The 17,659-nt window shown below is 34.9% G+C and carries 20 protein-coding genes; 10 read left to right on the plus strand and 10 right to left on the minus strand.

The window, feature by feature from the left end:
- Nucleotides 1-48: 48 nt before the first annotated feature.
- On the plus strand, nucleotides 49-588 hold the full coding sequence (locus DWY01_RS00360; RefSeq protein WP_117992370.1) for a DNA-3-methyladenine glycosylase I: 540 nt from the start codon (nucleotides 49-51) through the stop codon (nucleotides 586-588).
- Here the strand turns inward: DWY01_RS00360 and DWY01_RS00365 are convergent.
- The 3 genes from DWY01_RS00365 to DWY01_RS00375 all read right to left on the minus strand — a co-directional run bounded on the left by DWY01_RS00365 (nucleotide 585) and on the right by DWY01_RS00375 (nucleotide 2,677).
- Nucleotides 585-917 carry an arsenate reductase family protein gene (locus DWY01_RS00365; RefSeq protein WP_117992371.1) on the minus strand — a complete coding sequence of 111 codons (333 nt, stop codon included), beginning with the start codon at nucleotides 915-917 and terminating at the stop codon, nucleotides 585-587. The two genes, DWY01_RS00360 and DWY01_RS00365, sit on opposite strands and share 4 nt — an antisense overlap.
- Nucleotides 914-2,179 (minus strand): amidohydrolase, encoded by a 1,266-nt coding sequence (locus tag DWY01_RS00370; protein ID WP_117992372.1) that lies wholly within the window; start codon nucleotides 2,177-2,179, stop codon nucleotides 914-916. Before DWY01_RS00370 ends, DWY01_RS00365 begins: the two co-directional genes overlap by 4 nt.
- A 66-nt stretch (nucleotides 2,180-2,245) precedes the next feature.
- Complete coding sequence (locus tag DWY01_RS00375; protein ID WP_243001925.1) at nucleotides 2,246-2,677, minus strand: hypothetical protein; 432 nt, start codon at nucleotides 2,675-2,677, stop codon at nucleotides 2,246-2,248.
- A gap of 66 nt (nucleotides 2,678-2,743) precedes the next feature.
- On the opposite strand from DWY01_RS00375, the gene DWY01_RS00380 reads away from it, so the two are divergent.
- A complete protein-coding gene (locus tag DWY01_RS00380) occupies nucleotides 2,744-3,931 on the plus strand; it encodes a MalY/PatB family protein (RefSeq protein WP_117992373.1) in 1,188 nt (395 codons plus the stop codon).
- Between the two features lie 19 nt (nucleotides 3,932-3,950).
- Nucleotides 3,951-4,466 carry an ECF transporter S component gene (locus tag DWY01_RS00385; protein WP_199519808.1) on the plus strand — a complete coding sequence of 172 codons (516 nt, stop codon included), beginning with the start codon at nucleotides 3,951-3,953 and terminating at the stop codon, nucleotides 4,464-4,466.
- Between the two features lie 8 nt (nucleotides 4,467-4,474).
- On the opposite strand, the gene DWY01_RS00390 is transcribed toward DWY01_RS00385, so the two are convergent.
- Nucleotides 4,475-5,608 carry a DUF362 domain-containing protein gene (locus DWY01_RS00390; protein ID WP_117992374.1) on the minus strand — a complete coding sequence of 378 codons (1,134 nt, stop codon included), beginning with the start codon at nucleotides 5,606-5,608 and terminating at the stop codon, nucleotides 4,475-4,477.
- A 77-nt stretch (nucleotides 5,609-5,685) separates the two neighbouring features.
- Between DWY01_RS00390 and DWY01_RS00395 the strand changes: the two genes are divergently transcribed.
- On the plus strand, nucleotides 5,686-6,834 hold the full coding sequence (locus DWY01_RS00395) for a pyridoxal phosphate-dependent aminotransferase (protein WP_117992375.1): 1,149 nt from the start codon (nucleotides 5,686-5,688) through the stop codon (nucleotides 6,832-6,834).
- A 64-nt stretch (nucleotides 6,835-6,898) separates the two neighbouring features.
- Here DWY01_RS00395 and DWY01_RS00400 read toward each other — a convergent pair whose 3' ends face one another.
- Both DWY01_RS00400 and DWY01_RS00405 read right to left on the minus strand, forming a co-directional pair.
- A complete protein-coding gene (locus DWY01_RS00400; protein WP_243001926.1) occupies nucleotides 6,899-8,257 on the minus strand; it encodes an MATE family efflux transporter in 1,359 nt (452 codons plus the stop codon).
- Nucleotides 8,247-9,011 (minus strand): MBL fold metallo-hydrolase, encoded by a 765-nt coding sequence (locus DWY01_RS00405; RefSeq protein ID WP_117992377.1) that lies wholly within the window; start codon nucleotides 9,009-9,011, stop codon nucleotides 8,247-8,249. Before DWY01_RS00405 ends, DWY01_RS00400 begins: the two co-directional genes overlap by 11 nt.
- 169 nt (nucleotides 9,012-9,180) lie before the next feature.
- Between DWY01_RS00405 and DWY01_RS11740 the strand changes: the two genes are divergently transcribed.
- A complete protein-coding gene (locus tag DWY01_RS11740; protein ID WP_117992378.1) occupies nucleotides 9,181-9,732 on the plus strand; it encodes a TetR/AcrR family transcriptional regulator in 552 nt (183 codons plus the stop codon).
- A gap of 81 nt (nucleotides 9,733-9,813) precedes the next feature.
- Here DWY01_RS11740 and DWY01_RS00415 read toward each other — a convergent pair whose 3' ends face one another.
- Together DWY01_RS00415 and DWY01_RS11745 are read right to left on the minus strand one after the other, a co-directional pair.
- Entirely contained in the window at nucleotides 9,814-10,197 is a 384-nt protein-coding gene (locus DWY01_RS00415; RefSeq protein ID WP_117992379.1) for a TnpV protein, read from the minus strand.
- 14 nt (nucleotides 10,198-10,211) lie between these two features.
- Nucleotides 10,212-10,310 carry a DUF6462 family protein gene (locus tag DWY01_RS11745; protein WP_243001927.1) on the minus strand — a complete coding sequence of 33 codons (99 nt, stop codon included), beginning with the start codon at nucleotides 10,308-10,310 and terminating at the stop codon, nucleotides 10,212-10,214.
- Between the two features lie 110 nt (nucleotides 10,311-10,420).
- Between DWY01_RS11745 and DWY01_RS00425 the strand changes: the two genes are divergently transcribed.
- The 3 genes from DWY01_RS00425 (at nucleotide 10,421) to DWY01_RS00435 (ending at nucleotide 12,306) form a co-directional block, all read left to right on the plus strand.
- Entirely contained in the window at nucleotides 10,421-10,708 is a 288-nt protein-coding gene (locus tag DWY01_RS00425) for a transposase (protein ID WP_117992380.1), read from the plus strand.
- 70 nt (nucleotides 10,709-10,778) lie between these two features.
- Entirely contained in the window at nucleotides 10,779-12,170 is a 1,392-nt protein-coding gene (locus DWY01_RS00430) for a transposase (protein ID WP_117992381.1), read from the plus strand.
- A complete protein-coding gene (locus DWY01_RS00435) occupies nucleotides 12,100-12,306 on the plus strand; it encodes a hypothetical protein (protein WP_117992382.1) in 207 nt (68 codons plus the stop codon). The genes DWY01_RS00430 and DWY01_RS00435 overlap by 71 nt, the downstream gene beginning before the upstream one ends.
- A 397-nt stretch (nucleotides 12,307-12,703) precedes the next feature.
- On the opposite strand, the gene DWY01_RS00440 is transcribed toward DWY01_RS00435, so the two are convergent.
- Both DWY01_RS00440 and DWY01_RS00445 read right to left on the minus strand, forming a co-directional pair.
- Nucleotides 12,704-14,158, minus strand: coding sequence for a S10 family peptidase (locus DWY01_RS00440; protein ID WP_158553620.1), 1,455 nt, complete (start codon nucleotides 14,156-14,158; stop codon nucleotides 12,704-12,706).
- Between the two features lie 97 nt (nucleotides 14,159-14,255).
- Nucleotides 14,256-15,395, minus strand: coding sequence for an ATP-binding protein (locus tag DWY01_RS00445; protein WP_117992384.1), 1,140 nt, complete (start codon nucleotides 15,393-15,395; stop codon nucleotides 14,256-14,258).
- 79 nt (nucleotides 15,396-15,474) lie between these two features.
- Here DWY01_RS00445 and DWY01_RS00450 point away from each other — a divergent pair, with 79 nt between their 5' ends.
- Nucleotides 15,475-16,800: an MATE family efflux transporter gene (locus tag DWY01_RS00450; RefSeq protein ID WP_117992385.1), complete on the plus strand. Its 1,326-nt coding sequence runs from the start codon at nucleotides 15,475-15,477 to the stop codon at nucleotides 16,798-16,800.
- A gap of 231 nt (nucleotides 16,801-17,031) precedes the next feature.
- Nucleotides 17,032-17,613 (plus strand): VTT domain-containing protein, encoded by a 582-nt coding sequence (locus tag DWY01_RS00455; protein WP_117992386.1) that lies wholly within the window; start codon nucleotides 17,032-17,034, stop codon nucleotides 17,611-17,613.
- Nucleotides 17,614-17,659 lie beyond the last annotated feature (46 nt).

Consider the following 17,659-nt stretch of genomic DNA (forward strand, 5'->3'; position numbering starts at 1 on the left):
TTCAATTTTATCATTGAATCTACATTTTATCTACTTTAAAATGGAATCATGAAACGATGTACGTGGTGTAATCTAAACAATCCAAAATATATTGAATATCATGATAACGAATGGGGAAAACTGAATACAGATGAAAAATATCTATTTGAAATGTTGATACTTGAATCTTTTCAGGCAGGACTAAGCTGGCAATGTATTCTAAATAAAAGAGAAGCTTTTAAAGAGGCTTATGAAGACTTTGACATTGATAAAGTGATTGAATTTGATGAAGAAAAAGTAGAACAATTAAGAAACAATCCTAATATCATTCGTAACAAATTAAAGATCAAAGCGAGTATTTCAAATGCGAAGATTTTTAAATCCATTCAAGAAGAGTATCAAACTTTTTATAATTATTTATGTACTTTTACACATGGGAAGATTAATTATGAAACAGGAAAAACCACATCGACTCTTTCGGATTCCATATCAAATGATTTAAAAAAAAGAGGCATGAAGTTTGTAGGAAGCACCATTATATACTCCTATCTTCAAGCCATTGGTGTTATTTATTCTCACGAAAAAGATTGTTTCTTATACAAAGACTAATCCCATGTTTTCCATACATTTGGTTCATAACCTACTGTCGCCAATTTGCCGTTACGCACGATTGGCGTTTTTAGTATGTGCTGGTTAAGATACACCTTTTCCTCTTTATTCGATAAATAATTCAACATCGTCAATAATTCTTTATCCTTCGCCTTTGGATCAATCATAGAATCAATTCCTACTTGTCTTAATACACTCTCAAATTCTTTCTTACTCATTTCTTTTTCATCTAAATTGATAAACTGAAACTTAATATTTCTTTCTTTAAAATAGCGTTGTGCTTTCTTTGTATCAAAGCACTTGTTCTTCCCAAAAATCTGTATATTCATCGCATTAACCTCTCTACCCTTTTTTGTACTTCATCATATAGTGTCTCAATCTCAAATCCTACATGAAAATGTCCATCTTCATATAGAATCTTTCCATTGACCATCGTATATTTTACATTGGATTTAGATCCGCTGTATACAATATTTTTTGCGACATTATTCATTGGCTGCATATTCGGTTGATGTAAATCTAAAACAATTAAATCTGCCAACTTTCCAGCTTCTAATACCCCACAATTTAAATTTAAAGCCTTGGCTGCATTGACTGTAGCCATTTTTAGTACTTCATATGCATCGACTGCAGAAGCATCCTTCTCTTTATATTTTGCCAATCCCGTCACTAAAAACATTTCTCTAAACATATCTAGACAATTATTACTTGCCGCACCATCCGTTCCTAGACATATGTTAATCTTTCGTTGAAGCATCGATTGGATTGGGGCTATACCACTGGCAAGCTTTAAATTGGATGCAGGATTCGTGATAACATTTAAGTGTTTTTCTTCAAATAACGCTAAATCGTGTTCACTCATATGCACACAATGAAAGGCTCCACCGCCATAGTCATATACACCTAGATCACATAAGTATTCAACAGGACTGCGTCCCGTCTTTTCTTTGCATGTATTAACTTCATATTCTGTTTCACTTAAATGTGTATAAACAGGTGCTTTATATTTATGAGATAATGCAGCTACTTGTTGAATTTTTTCTTTAGAATTAGTATATTCATGACTAAAACCTAGTATATAAGAAATCAAACTATTTTCTTGATTGTATTCATTGAAGCAACGCTCTACATCTTCTACAGATAGACAAAAGTCATTGACCGCACCACACAAAACTGTTCTATAATTCATATCAAGGCTTGCGTGTAAAATAGCTTCTGGATTAATATACATATCAAAATTGGAAGTGATGCCGCTGGTTAAATATTCTAATATAGCTAATTTTGAGAAATAATAAATATCTTCTTCTGAAAGCTTTGCCTCAATCGGAAATACTTTTTCATTCAGCCACTGCTGTAAAGGCATATCATCGGCCATGGATCTTAAAAATGTCATTCCAGAATGGGTATGCGCATTGATAAAGCCAGGCATAATTAGATTCTGGCGTACATCTATTTCTCGGTCAAAACAAAAAGTAGAAGCTTTCACTTTTCCTACATATATAATCTTATTATCTTCTATCCAGACTTCTCCTGAAAAAATATCAAAATCCTTCATCGTGAGGATTCGTGCATTATAGAATCGAATACGCATATGCATCCCTTCTTTCTAATCTAATCATCCCACAAATAGAATCAAAAAAAAAGAAATAACTTTTGATTATTTCTTCTTAAAAATCGATTTTATTAATTCGATAATCGCCACCACCAGCAGGAATATAAAGGACATCGCAAAATAACCGACTAAACCTGCCAAAATATCGTTAAAGTCCATTTCTCCCGTGTGCGAATACCATTGACCTATTTCAATCGCAAAGGTGATAACCACAAGTACGGTAAACACATAGAACCAGCTAATTAAAACTGTTAGATGTTTTTTTGCCATCCACTTAAATAGTGGATAAATCACTAGTAACATCGCAATTCCTAATAAACCAATAACTATGAAATGCAACTGCTTATCCGATAGTTGAGATTCATACGCATCATTCATACTTAAAATACGGCTATGTGTCTTATAGATGATGTCGATCAATATGTCGACAATCCTTTTTAAAGTTGAAGTATTATCCATCATGCGTGCATTATACATGATATCGTTCGATATTTCAAATTTCGAAAAATTATACTATTATTGTATCAAAGGAGAACTTATATTATGAAATACGATTTTACAACTCTTTTAAACCGAAAAGGACACGATGCCCTTGCCCTTGATGTTTTACCTATTAAAGATGCAGAAGTTGATCCAAACTTTACTCAAATCCCTATGTGGGTTGCAGATATGAACTTTCCTGTTTTTGAGAATATTCAAAGACAAATGATCAACAGAATCAACGAACCTCATTTTGGTTATTTTGAAATGCCAGAAGCCTATTATAAAGCCATTCAATTTTGGCAAAAAGAGACACATAACATGGATGTGGAAAAAGAAGCTATCGGATATGAAAATGGTGTTCTTGGTATTTTATCCAGTGCACTTGAGGCTTTTAGTGCTAGTGGCGAACCCATTTTAGTGCAGTCACCATGTTATATTGGATTTATTCATACATTGAATAATTTGGGTAGAAAAATCATTGATAGTCCATTAAAGAAGGATGATAATTGGTCTCTAGATTATGAGGATATTGAAAAGAAAATCATTGCCAACAATATTCATTTTGCGATATTCTGTTCTCCACACAATCCAACGGGAAGAGTATGGAAAAAAGAAGAAATACAAAAATTTATAGATATCTGTAAAAAACATGATGTTTTAGTATTTAGCGATGAAATCTGGTCCGATCTAGTACGTAAAGAAAACACACATATTCCTACACAATCCGTAAGTGAAGATGCCAAAAATAGAACCATTGCAGCATATGCCCCTAGTAAAACATTTAATCTTGCTGGTTTAGTCGGCTCTTATCATATTGTTTATGATAAATATCTTCGTGACCGATTAAATAAGCAGGCTTCTTTATCTCACTATAATTCACCAAATATTTTAAGTGTTCATGCCCTAATCGGTGCTTATTGTAAAGAGGGATTGGATTGGGTCAATGAATTAAATGAAGTGATTGCGAACAATGTAGATTATGCGATGGATTTTATCTGCACTCATTTCAAAGGTATTGAAGTCATTAAGCCAGAAGGCACTTATATGTTATATCTAGATTGCACAAAGTATTTAGATACACACAATATCACCATGGATGAACTTTTAAAGAAAGGGGTTCACTATGGTGTATGTTGGCAGGATGGCCGTCCATTTATGAATCCAAATACGATTCGTATAAATTTAGCTTTACCAACTTGTTTAGTAGAAGAAGCATTTTCTCGTTTAAAAGAATTTGTATTTAAGTAAAAGAAAGAGGAATCTGATTATGAAAAATACAACAAAAAAATTAGTATCCTGTGCTTTATGCATCGCCCTAGGCGTATTACTTCCAATGGCCTTTCACATGATTCCAAATGCTGGAAGTGTATTTTTACCTATGCACATTCCTGTATTGATTTGTGGATTATTTTGTGGTGCACCCTATGGTTTGGCATGTGGAATCATCACGCCCTTTCTTTCAAGTATGACAACAGGCATGCCTCCAGCTATGATTTTACCTCAAATGGTCATTGAACTTGGTGTATATGGTTTAGTTACTGGTTTATGTGAAAAACACATCAATTTCAAAAACGAAATGTCAAAATTATACATGAGTTTAATTATTGCGATGCTTGCAGGAAGAATTGTGAATGGTTTAGTAAATACATTTGTACTAAGTACACAAGGCTATACACCATCTGTATTTATGATGGCTAGCTTTATTACTTGTCTTCCAGGTATTATCATTCAATTAATTGTAGTTCCAATTTTAGTTCGTATATTAAACAAAACAGTAGCCTAGGCTACTGTTTATTTCATTTCAATCAATTCGTATTCTCGATTTCCCAAGCCAATCTTTTGGGCATGTTCTAAACAAGATTTCCATTCCGATTCAGGCGTCGAATTTGTGAAATGGTCATGATGATCACAGAAGTTTGGATCATGTAGATGTTTATCTAATTGTGATCCTGGCATCGGTTTTGCCTTCATACATAAATCTACACATGCTTGATCTAGGGCAAGCGGATCGAAAGATGCCAACATTCCAATGTTTGGTAAAATTGGTAAATCATTTTCGGGGTGGCAATCGCAGTTTGGTGAAACATCCACAATTAAAGAAATATGGAAGTTAGGGCGTCCATCCACAACGGCTTTTGTGTATTCAGCCATACGCTTATTTAATAATTCATTCGCATTGTAGTTATTAAATGAGATCGCATCAAAGTTACATGCACCTAAACAACGTCCACATCCAACACAATTTGTTTCATTGATATGCATCTTATGTGTTGTTTCATCATATTCCAATCCATTATTCGCACATTCTTTAAAGCATTGTTTACAACCACGGCACCGTTTTTCATCAACATGCGGAGTACCTGAACAGTGTTGTTCTTTTTTACCAGCACGCGAACCACATCCCATACCAATATTTTTTATGGTTCCACCAAAACCTGTTGATTCATGGCCTTTAAAATGTGTCAAAGAAATAAATACATCCGCATCCATAATAGCTCGACCAATCTTAGCTGTTTGACAATATTCTCCACCAACAACTGGCACTTCAATATCATCCGTTCCTTTTAGTCCATCTCCTATCAAAATTGGACATCCTACAGTTAATGGTGTAAAGCCATTTTGCCAGGCACACTCCAAGTGTTCCAAAGCATTTTTTCTTGATCCTGGATACATTGTATTACAATCGGTTAAGAATGGTTTCCCACCTAATTCTTTTACCACATCCACAATAGCACGTGCATAATTTGGGCGTAAATACGCAATGTTCCCTAATTCTCCAAAATGCATTTTAATTGCGACAAACTTTCCGTCTAGATCCAAATCGGCAATTCCTGCTTTTTTTGCCAACAATTGCAGTTTTGTCGGTAGACCCTCACCAAATTTACGGGCATGAAAATCCGTATAGTATACTTTAGATTTTTCCATCGAATATCACCTCAATTTTATTTTACAATTCATAAAAAAATGATACAATGCAAAAAATGAAAAAAGGAAGTGTGATTATGAAAGAATTATCAAAAAGAACCGAGACATTCACAGATTCTGTAATTCGTCGAATGACTCGAATCGCAAATGAATATGATGCGATCAATCTGTCGCAAGGATTTCCTGATTTTGATCCACCAAAAGAAATATTGAATCGACTAGAACAAGTTGCTCATGAAGATTATAATCAATATGCGATTACTTGGGGTGCCCAGAACTTTAGAGACGCCTTAGCTAAGAAACAATCAAAATATATGAATCTAGATTTAGATTCAAACAAAAACATCGTTGTCACTTGTGGAAGTACCGAAGCCATGATGAGTGTTTGTGATCCAAATGACAAAGTGATTGTCTTCTCTCCATTCTATGAAAACTATGGAGCAGATACCATTCTTTGTGGTGCTGATCCAATTTATGTTCCTTTACATCCACCTGTATTCAACTTTGATAAAGAAGAATTAGAGAATGCGTTTAAACAAAATCCGAAAGCTTTGATTTTGTGCAATCCAAGCAATCCTTGTGGAAAAGTCTTCTCAAAAGAAGAGTTGGAATATATCGCTAGTCTTGCCGTAAAATACGATACATATGTGATTACGGATGAAGTATATGAACACATTGTATATGCTCCATACACACATACATATTTTGCCTCTTTACCAGGTATGTTTGAAAGAACTATTTCTTGTAGCTCCCTATCTAAAACGTATTCCATTACTGGTTGGCGCTTAGGCTATTGTATTGCCCCAGAAAATATCATCGAACAAATCAAAAAAGTACATGACTTTTTAACCGTTGGTGCGGCAGCTCCACTTCAAGAAGCAGCTGTAGTAGGGCTTGAATTTAGTGATGCTTATTATGATGAACTACAAAAGCTATATACACATAAGAAAGATCTATTCATCAATGGCTTAAAAGAATTGAACATTCCACATACCGAACCGCAAGGAGCTTACTATGTCATGGTCGATATCAGTGAGTTTGGTTACGATTCAGATTTAGATTTCTGTGTGGATCTCATTAAAAACGTCGGTGTAGCTGCCGTTCCTGAATCTAGTTTCTTTAAAGAGAAGGAAAATCGCTATATTCGTTTCCACTTTGCGAAAAAAGATGAAACTTTACTTGCGGCATTAGAGCGATTAAAAGATATGCGTGCAAAAATGCCTTAGAACAAAAAGAAGCACCGACTGTCATAATCAGTGCTTCTGCTACATTTCTACTAAATATATTTTCTTAATTAGTGCCATTTTTTTTACATAGGCTTTTCCCATATTTTCTAAAAAACAAAATTCCTGTAACTGTTACTGCAATCAAATCCGCAAACGGTTCTGCCAAAAAAACAGCTTTCACCTGTCCTGGTAAGACGTGAGGCAGAATGAAAATAAGCGGTAACAGCAATATCACCTTTCTTAATAAAGCAAGAAAAATAGAAACTGTCGCATTTCCTAATGCAAGAAATGTATTCTGACAGGCATATTGCAATCCCATCATCCCTACTATCGCAAAATATATGCGAATCATTTTGATACTATATTCTGCTAATGAAGCATTTGAAGTAAAAAGTTTAATAAATGTATCGGGAAATAATAATATAATTCCCCATAACAGGCAGGCATATATCATGCTGACAGCAACTAACAACTTAAAGTTTTCTGAAACTCTATTCCAGTTTCCTGCCCCGAAATTATAACTTGTGATAGGCTGCGCTCCCTGTGAAAATCCCTGCAATGGCATGGTAACCATCTGCATAATAGTTGAAAAAATAGTCATACTTCCCACTGCCAGATCTCCTCCATACTGTAATAAGGAACGATTGAAAGCGATAGAAACAAAACTTTCTGTCGCAACCATAATACAAGGAGACAATCCTAATTTCATGGATGCGAATATCCTTTTTCTGTCGAAACGGATGTATTTCATTCTCATTTTGACAGAATTTTCGTGCCTCACAAGAAAAAGCAGAGCAATAAAAACCGATACCATTTGCGAAAAAACAGATGCCATTGCTGCTCCTTTTACTCCCATATTAAATCCAAATATCAGCAGCGGATCAAGAAATACATTTAGTATCGCTCCCGTCGTCACGGATACCATTGTAACAGCAGTAAAACCCTGTGCAGTGATAAATGCAGTCAGACCAATCGTTAGTTCAACAAAAATAGTACCTGCTAAATAAATGTTTAAATATTCTCTTGCATAAAAGATCGTATTGCTGCTTGCTCCAAAAAAGAACAGTATTTTTTCAGAAAATACCAGACCTGTGATTGTCAGCAACACACTGACAACAATCATCCCAAAACAACAGGTTCCTAAAATTCTTTCTGCTTCTTCTTTATCATTTCTGCCTAGAGCCATGGATGCAAGAGGTGCACCTCCTACACCTGTCAGCTGTGCAAATGCAGAAACAATCAATGTAACAGGCATACAGATTCCCACTCCTGTCAGCGCTGTGCTTCCGATGTCTGGTATATGTCCGATAAATATACGATCTACCATGTTATAGATCAATACAACTAACTGTGAGATTACAGAAGGAATTACCATTTTCATAAACAGACTGGATATTTTTCCTGTTCCAAGATTATCTGACATAAATTCTCTCTCCATCCTCCGGAATCAATAGTTTATCTGAAAAACCATTCTTCTTGGCAAATGCTTTCAATTCTTTTCTCGAAAGTACCCAGTGATTTTCAGCTTCCATGTGTGTGGCAATCAACTGTGCTGACGGAGCTTTCTGATGAACAAGGAGTACATCTTCTTTCCCCATGATCAGCTGTTTCTCCATAGCACTGTTAGCTCCTGCATTTACAATGATAACGGACGGTTTATATGACTCTATTGCATCCGAAACATCTTGATTCCATATGGTGTCTCCCGCAAGATAAATCGTTTTTTCTGAAACTGACCGAAATACAACACCACAGACATTTCCCAGCCGTTCCAGATCTTCTTTTCCTACATACCCATGCTGCTCCTTTGTTTTTGTAAGTATTACATCATGAAAATCTGTGTGTTTGTCGAGAATTCTGACATCCTGAAAACCATATTTTATGAGAGTTTCCTGATCTTCTGTGTTTTGTACAAATACAGGAATCTTTTTTTCTAAATGTAGTGCAGCTTCTTTATCAAAATGATCTCTATGCAGATGCGTGATGATTACAGCATCTGGATGACATATTTCTTCTATCGGAACCGGAAGATCTACCAGTGGGTTATATTCCTCTGCACGGAGCAGGCTCGGAAATGGAGGATACGTTGCTTTTTGAGCAAATACCGGATCAATTAAAAATTTCAAACCAGCATAATCTATAAACAGTGTGGCATTTCTTATCTGTCTGACAACCATAATAAAAATCTCCTTGCATAATTCTCTTACATGTTGTAAAGTTTATTTACATACTGTTAAGATTTTAATATATCTGTCCGGCAGTGTACACTACAAAATCGTTATAATTCAAACATTTTTTAACACAATTTCTAAAACTGTAAGGAATTTTATAGCAGAGGAGAATTTATTGGACTCATTAAAAAAACGAAAAACAGACAGAAGAACTCTATATACGCGGAAAGTTATAAAAGAAGCTCTTCTGGAGCTGTTAAATGAAAAAAAATTTGATAAAATATCTGTATCCCAATTATGCCAACAGGCTGAAATCACCAGAACCACTTTTTATTCTCATTATAATAATATTTCTGAAGTACTGGACTCACTCCTTGATGACGCACTTGAAATAGCATCCGAACATACCAGTGCAGATGCTCCTCTTCCTGTATGCCAGCGTCTTACAGAGCTTCCAGAATATCGTGTTCTTTTCCTGGATGAAACATTATTCAGCTACATTATCCAGAAGATATATCATTATGAAAAACCTTTTCTTATCCCGAAACTGATACAGAATGCTTCTCTTTCTGAAAAAGAGGCGGAGCTATTGTTCTGCTTTCTTCTGAACGGTTCCTTCGCCGTTAATAAAAATATCGGTTGGGAAAGAAACGAATTATGGAACACATTTCAGAGTATCCTGATAAAATTTATTCACGGTGGACTGGATCGACTGTCTGGGAAATAAAAAAATAATATAAAAATATTGGTAGTATTAGGAGGAAATCTGCCGGAGATGATGAACTGTATCATAATCCTGAGATTCCCCTTATACATAAATCAGTTCGTGTTTGATAATATCCGTGACCCGGTCACGGATATTGTTGCAGTGGCGTACCCATTCCATAGGATTCTGTCTCTTCAGTTCCTCGGTTACTCCCTCCGCACTTCTTATCTGTTCTTCAATCAATTCATACCATTCCTGCGCCTGTTCATTCAGGTCTGCCAGGTAACTGTCCAGTTTTCCAGTCAGCAGAAGATAAGAATACATGCCTGATTTATAGTTTTTCATATAATCTTTCCGAAGCATTCCCCAGTACCCAATTGGTCTGGTTTCATCTGGCAAGTCTATCATTGGCAGGTAATAATCTCCTACCAATACATAATCTAATCCATTCCTGTCATCATGTAGTATTTTTCTCTGATCGCTCATGTCCTTCTCCTCCATCAAATCTTTCTCTGCTCTCTCAGATATGCTTCAAATATACTTCTCCGAATCAACACTTTCTTCCCAATTTTATATACCGCCCCGGCTTCATGTGCCATACGGACAACGGTGATGTTAGCATATAAATAGGACTAGTCAAAAAGAGAAAATTTACACCAGTGGTACAATAGAAAGAGGATGATCTACAGACAAAGGAAGGCAAAAGAAAATGGCAAATAAAAAGAAACAGTTTGATCAAGAATTTAAACAAAATGTAGTCAATTATTGTTTAACACATCCAGATCTAAGTCGTAAAGAATGTGCGAAAAATTTAGGTATTGGAGAAAGTACTCTATATAGATGGAAGCAAGAAGCTAAAGCCAATAACAACCAGGCAACATTTACAGGTTCAGGAAATCTAACAGAGACCGAGCTTGAAAACAGGCGTTTAAAACGTGAATTAAAGGATACGCAAGATGCTCTTGAAATTCTAAAAAAAGCCCATCAAATCATGTAAAATGATTTGTATGGGCGCTTTTCATTTGCCAAGTCTTGTTTACATATCTATTTAATTCTATACTTCAATTATGGACACTACTTATCATTCAAACATTCCAATTGAAACTCTATCACTATTAGATTGTGATGTTCGAAACTTCGATTTCAATCACCCTATCAAGAATATCTTCTTCGATAATATTGAATACATTCGAAAATTAGATGCTTCCGGTAAAGCTCGTCCTTGTATTTTAGACAATGTAGAACGTTCATTACTTTGCCACACATGTTATCTTGGCTTTGATCAGTTTGAATGTCCCGATTGTGACAACTGGAATATCGTTCCTCATTCCTGTCATTCTAGATTTTGTAATGCCTGTGGTGTTAAATATGCCAAACAGCTTGCAGCCAAGGCTACTTCTTTTTGTCTTGACTGCCCTCATAGACACATCGTCTTTACTATTCCCGAAGAACTTAGAAACTGGTTCAGACAGGATCGTACTCGACTCAATCTATTGTTTGTTGCTTCTAGAAACACCATTTCCTTTCTCATCAATAAATCTCTTGCCGATAAACTCAAAAAGAAAAAGCTGTCTGATACCCACTATATATTCAAAGACATTCCTGTTCGTAATGAATTTGGCATGATTGCCACTCTACATACTTTTGGAAGAGACCTTAAATGGAATCCACACATCCATCGCCTTATTCCTGAATTGATCTATTCCTTTAAAAAAGATAAAATCAAAACATTTCATCATTTCAATTTTACTAAACTTAGAAAAACTTTTCAGTTTGAACTAATGCGACTCATCCAGGAAGTTGGTGGATTGAAGAAACCTGAAGAAAAGAACAGACTCTATAAGAATCATCCCAAAGGATTCTATGTCTATGCCAAATTCAAATCCAATGACAACGATTCAAACAATGCTTCATCTAATAAAAACAGTAAAGATATTCAAGGCTGCGTAAACTACTTCATTCGCTATGCCGGAAGGCCTGCCATGGCTGAAAACAGAATCACAGAATACAATAAAGAAACAAAGACTGTCAGCTGTTTCTACAATGATCATAAAGATGAGAAAAGATATGATGTCACAGATAATGTGATTGATTTTATAAACCGCCTTATTATACATATACCGGACTACCATTTCTTAACAACTCGATATTATGGATTCTATGCCAATGCTTCTAAGAAAACCCTAGATAAAGTACATGCACTTCTTGGAATCAAAAAGAATAAGGATTATTCTCGTGAAACAAGAACCAAAGCACTAAAAAACAAACTCGATAAATTCAAATACCGCACTCATTTAATAGATTCTTTTAATAGAGACACAATTCAATGTAAATGTGGTGCCATTATGCAGTATACTTATACATATAATCCATTGGAGGACAAGAGAAATGACAGAACATACAGAAAAAGATGTATTGATGAAATGTACAAAATGCGGTTACGAAGAAGAAGTACCTAGATGGTTGATCGACGAATTATTTCCAAATGAACCTGAAGAAAACTATATGATGCACTGCCCTGAATGTGATCATAAAATGATTGTAAAAATAATTCAACAACTAAAGATGAATACAAAATGTTGGCTATTTCAATAGTCCTTTTTGTCGTTCCTGATAATTCATATCTTGTGATGTTTTAGCACTATTTCACATGTCGTATTTCTCTGTTCCGAAGCCAAAATCTTAATATATAAGAAAACCGTTGGGTAGTAATCCAACGGTTTTGTCTTTTATCACAATTACTCACGAATTTTAAAAATGTTCAACACACGTATTTAACGAAATTCACAAATGTTTATCTGTATATTTTAACGAAAATGAGAAATGTTTCATTGAAACATTACGGTGATTCCATTGTGACTTTCAAAAAGCCAATTTCATTAAGCCGTGTATCGCATCAAGAGAACGCTAATTTCTTTCATTAAAAGTTTACTATTTTTCCTTTATTTATCATCACAAGAAGAAAAAAAGACTCACAGAAGTGAGCCATTTATTAAAATTGAGATTTAGGATTCTTTCCTTGAATAAAATCACGAATATCTGAACATAATTCATGAACATTATCTTCACCAAGATAAATCATGTGTCCACTTTGGTATCCTTTCCAGAATACACGGTCTTTTGGAAGTCCTGCATGATCCATTGTGTGCCATGCATATCCAAATTCAGTACATAGATCAAACCATCCATTCGCAAAGAATGCTCGCATTCCTGGTCTTCGCGTCATTGCATAACGCAATTCTTCTCCGGTTGTACCTTTCTTTTCTTCTTTATCCCAATGCATATAATAATCGGTTCCTGGAATAAAGTTACGATCTAATTTTACATTTAATTTTGGAAGTAGATCTCCTGTAAAAGCTGCATAGAAGAAGGTATCATAACGATCGGCTGTCGCATCATCCCACAATGCCTTTTTAATTTCATCTTGTTCTGGCTCTAATAAAGGACGAGTGACACGACCATCATAACGAGATACAGCTTTTCCTTTTGCCTTTAACACTTCTTGACGATAATCATCATCATCAATTTTTAAACCATGACGAATCAAGTATTCTCTAGAAACACCTGTATAATAACTTACCTTTTCTAAGATATGTTCTTTTTCTTCTTCTGAAATAGCTTCTCCTTTATAAAGTGCAAGCACATAATCATGATCAGCGAAAGCCTTAGCTTCTTTTACCCAGTCTTCTACACTTTGATCGGTTGGATGATTGTGATACCAGTTTACACCTGCATATGTAGGGAAACCTAAAACGCTTGTTTCAACCGGTAAGCCTTCACCAAAGTATTTACCTACAGTAACTGTATTTCCAATAAATACAATACCATCAAAGGCAATACCATAGCCTCTTTCTCTTCCCATAGTTGCGGCAATACCAGCGGCAACTGCACTACGAGTACATCCATAACTTTCACCACATAAATATTTTGGTGACAAGCCACGATTATAACGACGAACCCAAGCTTCAAGCACTGTCAATAAAGCTTCTACATCTTGTTCAATACCAAAGAAATCTTTCTTCTTACTTTCATCAATCAATACACCATATCCAGTTCCAACAGGATCAATCAATACGATATCGGCAATATCAATCAAGCAATCTGGATTATCAATGACTTTGTATGGTCCAAAAGCACTTTCACGATCCACCTCATCATACTGCATACGACGTGTTCCTAAAAAACCTGCATGTACATACATACAACTAGATCCAGGACCTCCATTATACGCAAAGATAACAGGACGATTGGATGTATCTTCTACATCACTTCTAAAATAGGCATAAGTAAAAATAGATGCGACTGGATTTCCATCCGGTCCATAGATAACATTGTCTTCACAAATTGTATGATATGGAATTTCTTTTCCTGACAATGTAATTTTTCCATCCGACTCAAAACGAGCTGGTTTAAAAGTATCTGGTTTAAAGCTTTCTGTTTTGTACATAATTCGTTTCCTCCACAATAATTCCATTATAGAACGTAGTGAAAAATAGTCAATGTAAATTATTACATTTTTGTAAATAAAAATGAAAAGAGAGAAACTATTCATTTCCCTCTTCATCATATGTATCTAAAAAATGATGTCTTGCGCTATCATCTTTATAGGCAATTACCGTTTTAAGACTTACATTTTCGACACTCTTAAATATATTCTGTTCTACAAACGGATTGACTTTCTTCAATTCCTTGATTAAGTTTTTCATTTCTAAACGCTTCGACTTAGACTGTGTTAAGCATGTTTCATTGGCACAAGCCTCAGTAAACTTGCATGCGCATTGAATGAAATACAGATTGTTATGTTTAGCCCAAGTCTTAATATCCTCTTCACGAATCAAATATAAAGGGCGAATGACTTCCATACCCTTAAAGTTATTTGAATGTAGCTTTGGCATCATCGTTTGGATTTGTCCACCATAAAGCATCGACATTAAAATGGTTTCAATCACATCATCATAGTGGTGTCCCAAAGCTATTTTATTACATCCCAAATTCTTGGCATAGTTATACAAATGACCTCTTCTCATTCTTGCACATATGTAACATGGATTTTTTTCTATATTAAAAACATTGTCAAAAATATCACTCTCAAAGATTTCCACTGGAATATTTAGCTTTTTGGCATTCTTTTCAATAACCTCACGATTCTCTTTTGAATAGCCTGGATCCATCACAATATATTTCACATCAAAATGAACAGGTGAATGTTTATGCAGTTCTTGAAAACATTTCGCCATCAACATCGAATCTTTTCCACCCGAAATACATACCGCAATACAATCGCCTTCTTTGACAAGCTCATAATCACGGATAGCCTTCGTAAATTTTGACCAAATCTTTCTTCGATACGTTTTAATAATACTTCTTTCGACTTGAGCACAAAAATCATCTGATACATTTGTGTTCATCTTATCCATAACAATCGAAACATACCCACCATCTACACTATATGCATCATATCCTTTTTCCTGTAATCTTTGTGCAACAATATCACTGACATAGCCTTGAGCGCAAACGACAATAATCTTCTTGGTTGAATCAAAGTCCGTTTCCAATGCACTTTCTCCACTTAATACAACACTGTTCTCGATTGGATTTTTAAAGGCTTCTTCGGCATCACGTATATCAATTAAGATATATTCTTCTTTATTTAATTGTTTTAATTGTTCTACTGAAATTTTCATGAAACCATTCTAACATATTATTGAAATTTTGGTTAAAAAAGCACAAAATAAAAGATAAATTAATAAAGGAAATTTGATTATGACACAAGATATGACACAAGGCAAAATCATGCCTATGCTAGTTCACTTTTCCATTCCCTTAGTTTTGGGCAATTTATTTCAATTAACATATAATGCCGTTGACAGTATTATTGTAGGGCACTTTGTAGGAAAAGAAGCTTTGGCCGCCGTTGGAATTTGTAATCCAATTACGACACTCTTCATCCTGTTCTTAAATGGACTTTGTATGGGCGCAAGCATATTGATTGGCATGTATTATGGGGCTAAAGAAGAAGAAAAACTTGCTCGTCAAATGAGCACAACTATGCTTGCAGGACTTGTATTTTCACTTGTATTAACACTAATCTGCATATTTTTTTCACCACAAATTCTTAAATTTATGCAGGTAGATCCATCCATTTTAAATATGACAACTACCTATCTTCAAATCATCTTTGCCGGTTTAGTCTTTACCTTTCTATACAACTTTTTTGCGAGTACACTACGCGCTTTAGGCGACAGTAAATCACCCCTATATTTCTTAATTATCAGTTCCATTCTAAATATCTTTGGAGACTTATTCTTTGTGGTTGTTTTACATGCAGGAAGTAAAGGATGTGCCATTTCTACTGTGATTAGCGAAGCTTTATGTTGCCTATTCTGCGTTCTATATATACAAAAGAAAGTGCCACTTCTACAACTTGGTAAAAAGTGGCTAGTATTTGACATTTCATTATTAAAACGCACCATTGCGTATGGCTGGGCAAGTGCTATGCAGCAGGCTACTGTGCAACTAGGAAAGCTTGGTATTCAAATGATTGTCAATACGATGGGTGTATCGGTTGTAGCTGCCTTTACAGCCGTCAATCGAATTGATGATTTTGCGTATACTCCTGAACAAAACATTGCCCACTCCATGACGGCTTTAATGGCACAAAATAAGGGCGCCGGAAATAACAATCGTATGCAGGAGGGATTTCGTTGTGGAATTGTTTTAGAAATCATCTACGGCATCTTTATCTTTCTAGTATGTTTTATCTTCGCAAAACCATTGATGTGTCTATTTGTACAAGATGAAGAAGTTATTATGCATGGAGTGACTTATCTTCATTTAATTTCCATCATGTATATTCTTCCAGCCTTCACCAATGGAATCCAAGGCTTCTTTAGAGGCATTGGCGATTTAAAAATCACCCTCATTTCAAGTCTAGTGAATATGACAGTTCGAGTTATCGTCGCTGCTCCACTCGTTTTAAATTTCCATCTTGGCATTGAAGCTTTACCATACTCATATCTAGCCGGATGGATTGGTATGTTGATGGCTGAACTTCCATTGCTTATTCGTACATACAAAGCTTATGAATAAGACTTGTGTATAATTGACACAAGTTTTTTGTTTTCCTTTTATATAAAGCATTTATTACAATTTGCACTATTTTTCCAACCCATATTTTTATATTTTATCCACTTTTCAAACCTTTTTTATGCCATTTTTAACAACTTTTCCAACTTTTTGATTCAATTATTTAGAAAACTTTAAGATTTATCACTAAAGAACCTTAATAATTATTCGTTATAGTAATCCTGGTGATAATTTATGACAAATAAAAATATACAAAACATAACAAACTTTGGATTTATCCTTATGATTCTTATTTGTGTTTATTTCTTTTCTCAAGGATACTTCACAAATCCACAACTTTTACAGGCTACACTGTCGAAAGTCGGAATTTTAGCACCCCTACTTTTTATTCTTCTACAAATCATTCAAGTGATTATTCCCATTATTCCGGGTGGTGCATCGAGCGCCTTGGGTATCACAGCTTTTGGAGCAATCAATGGATTCATATATAACTACATAGGTATTTGTATCGGATCCATATGTATCTTTTTACTTGTTCGTAAGTATGGTCAAAGAATCATTCTAAAATTATGTAAAAAGAAAGATTACGACAAATATATGAAGTATACATATGATCAAAACAAATTTGATACTTTCTTTATGTTAGCTATTTTCTTACCTTGTGCACCCGATGATCTCTTGTGTATGCTTGCAGGACTGACACATATGTCACTCAAAAAATTTGTCTGGATTATTCTTCTGGGTAAGCCCTTATCTTTGATTGCTTATTCTTATGGTCTTACGCAGTTGTTTCAAATTATCGAAAGGTGGTTATAATTATGTTATACATTGGAATACTATGTGCATGTATTGGATTTTATTT

The sequence above is a fragment of the Eubacterium sp. AF22-8LB genome, from assembly GCF_003458715.1.
Classification (GTDB): Bacteria; Bacillota_I; Bacilli_A; order Erysipelotrichales; family Erysipelotrichaceae; genus Holdemanella.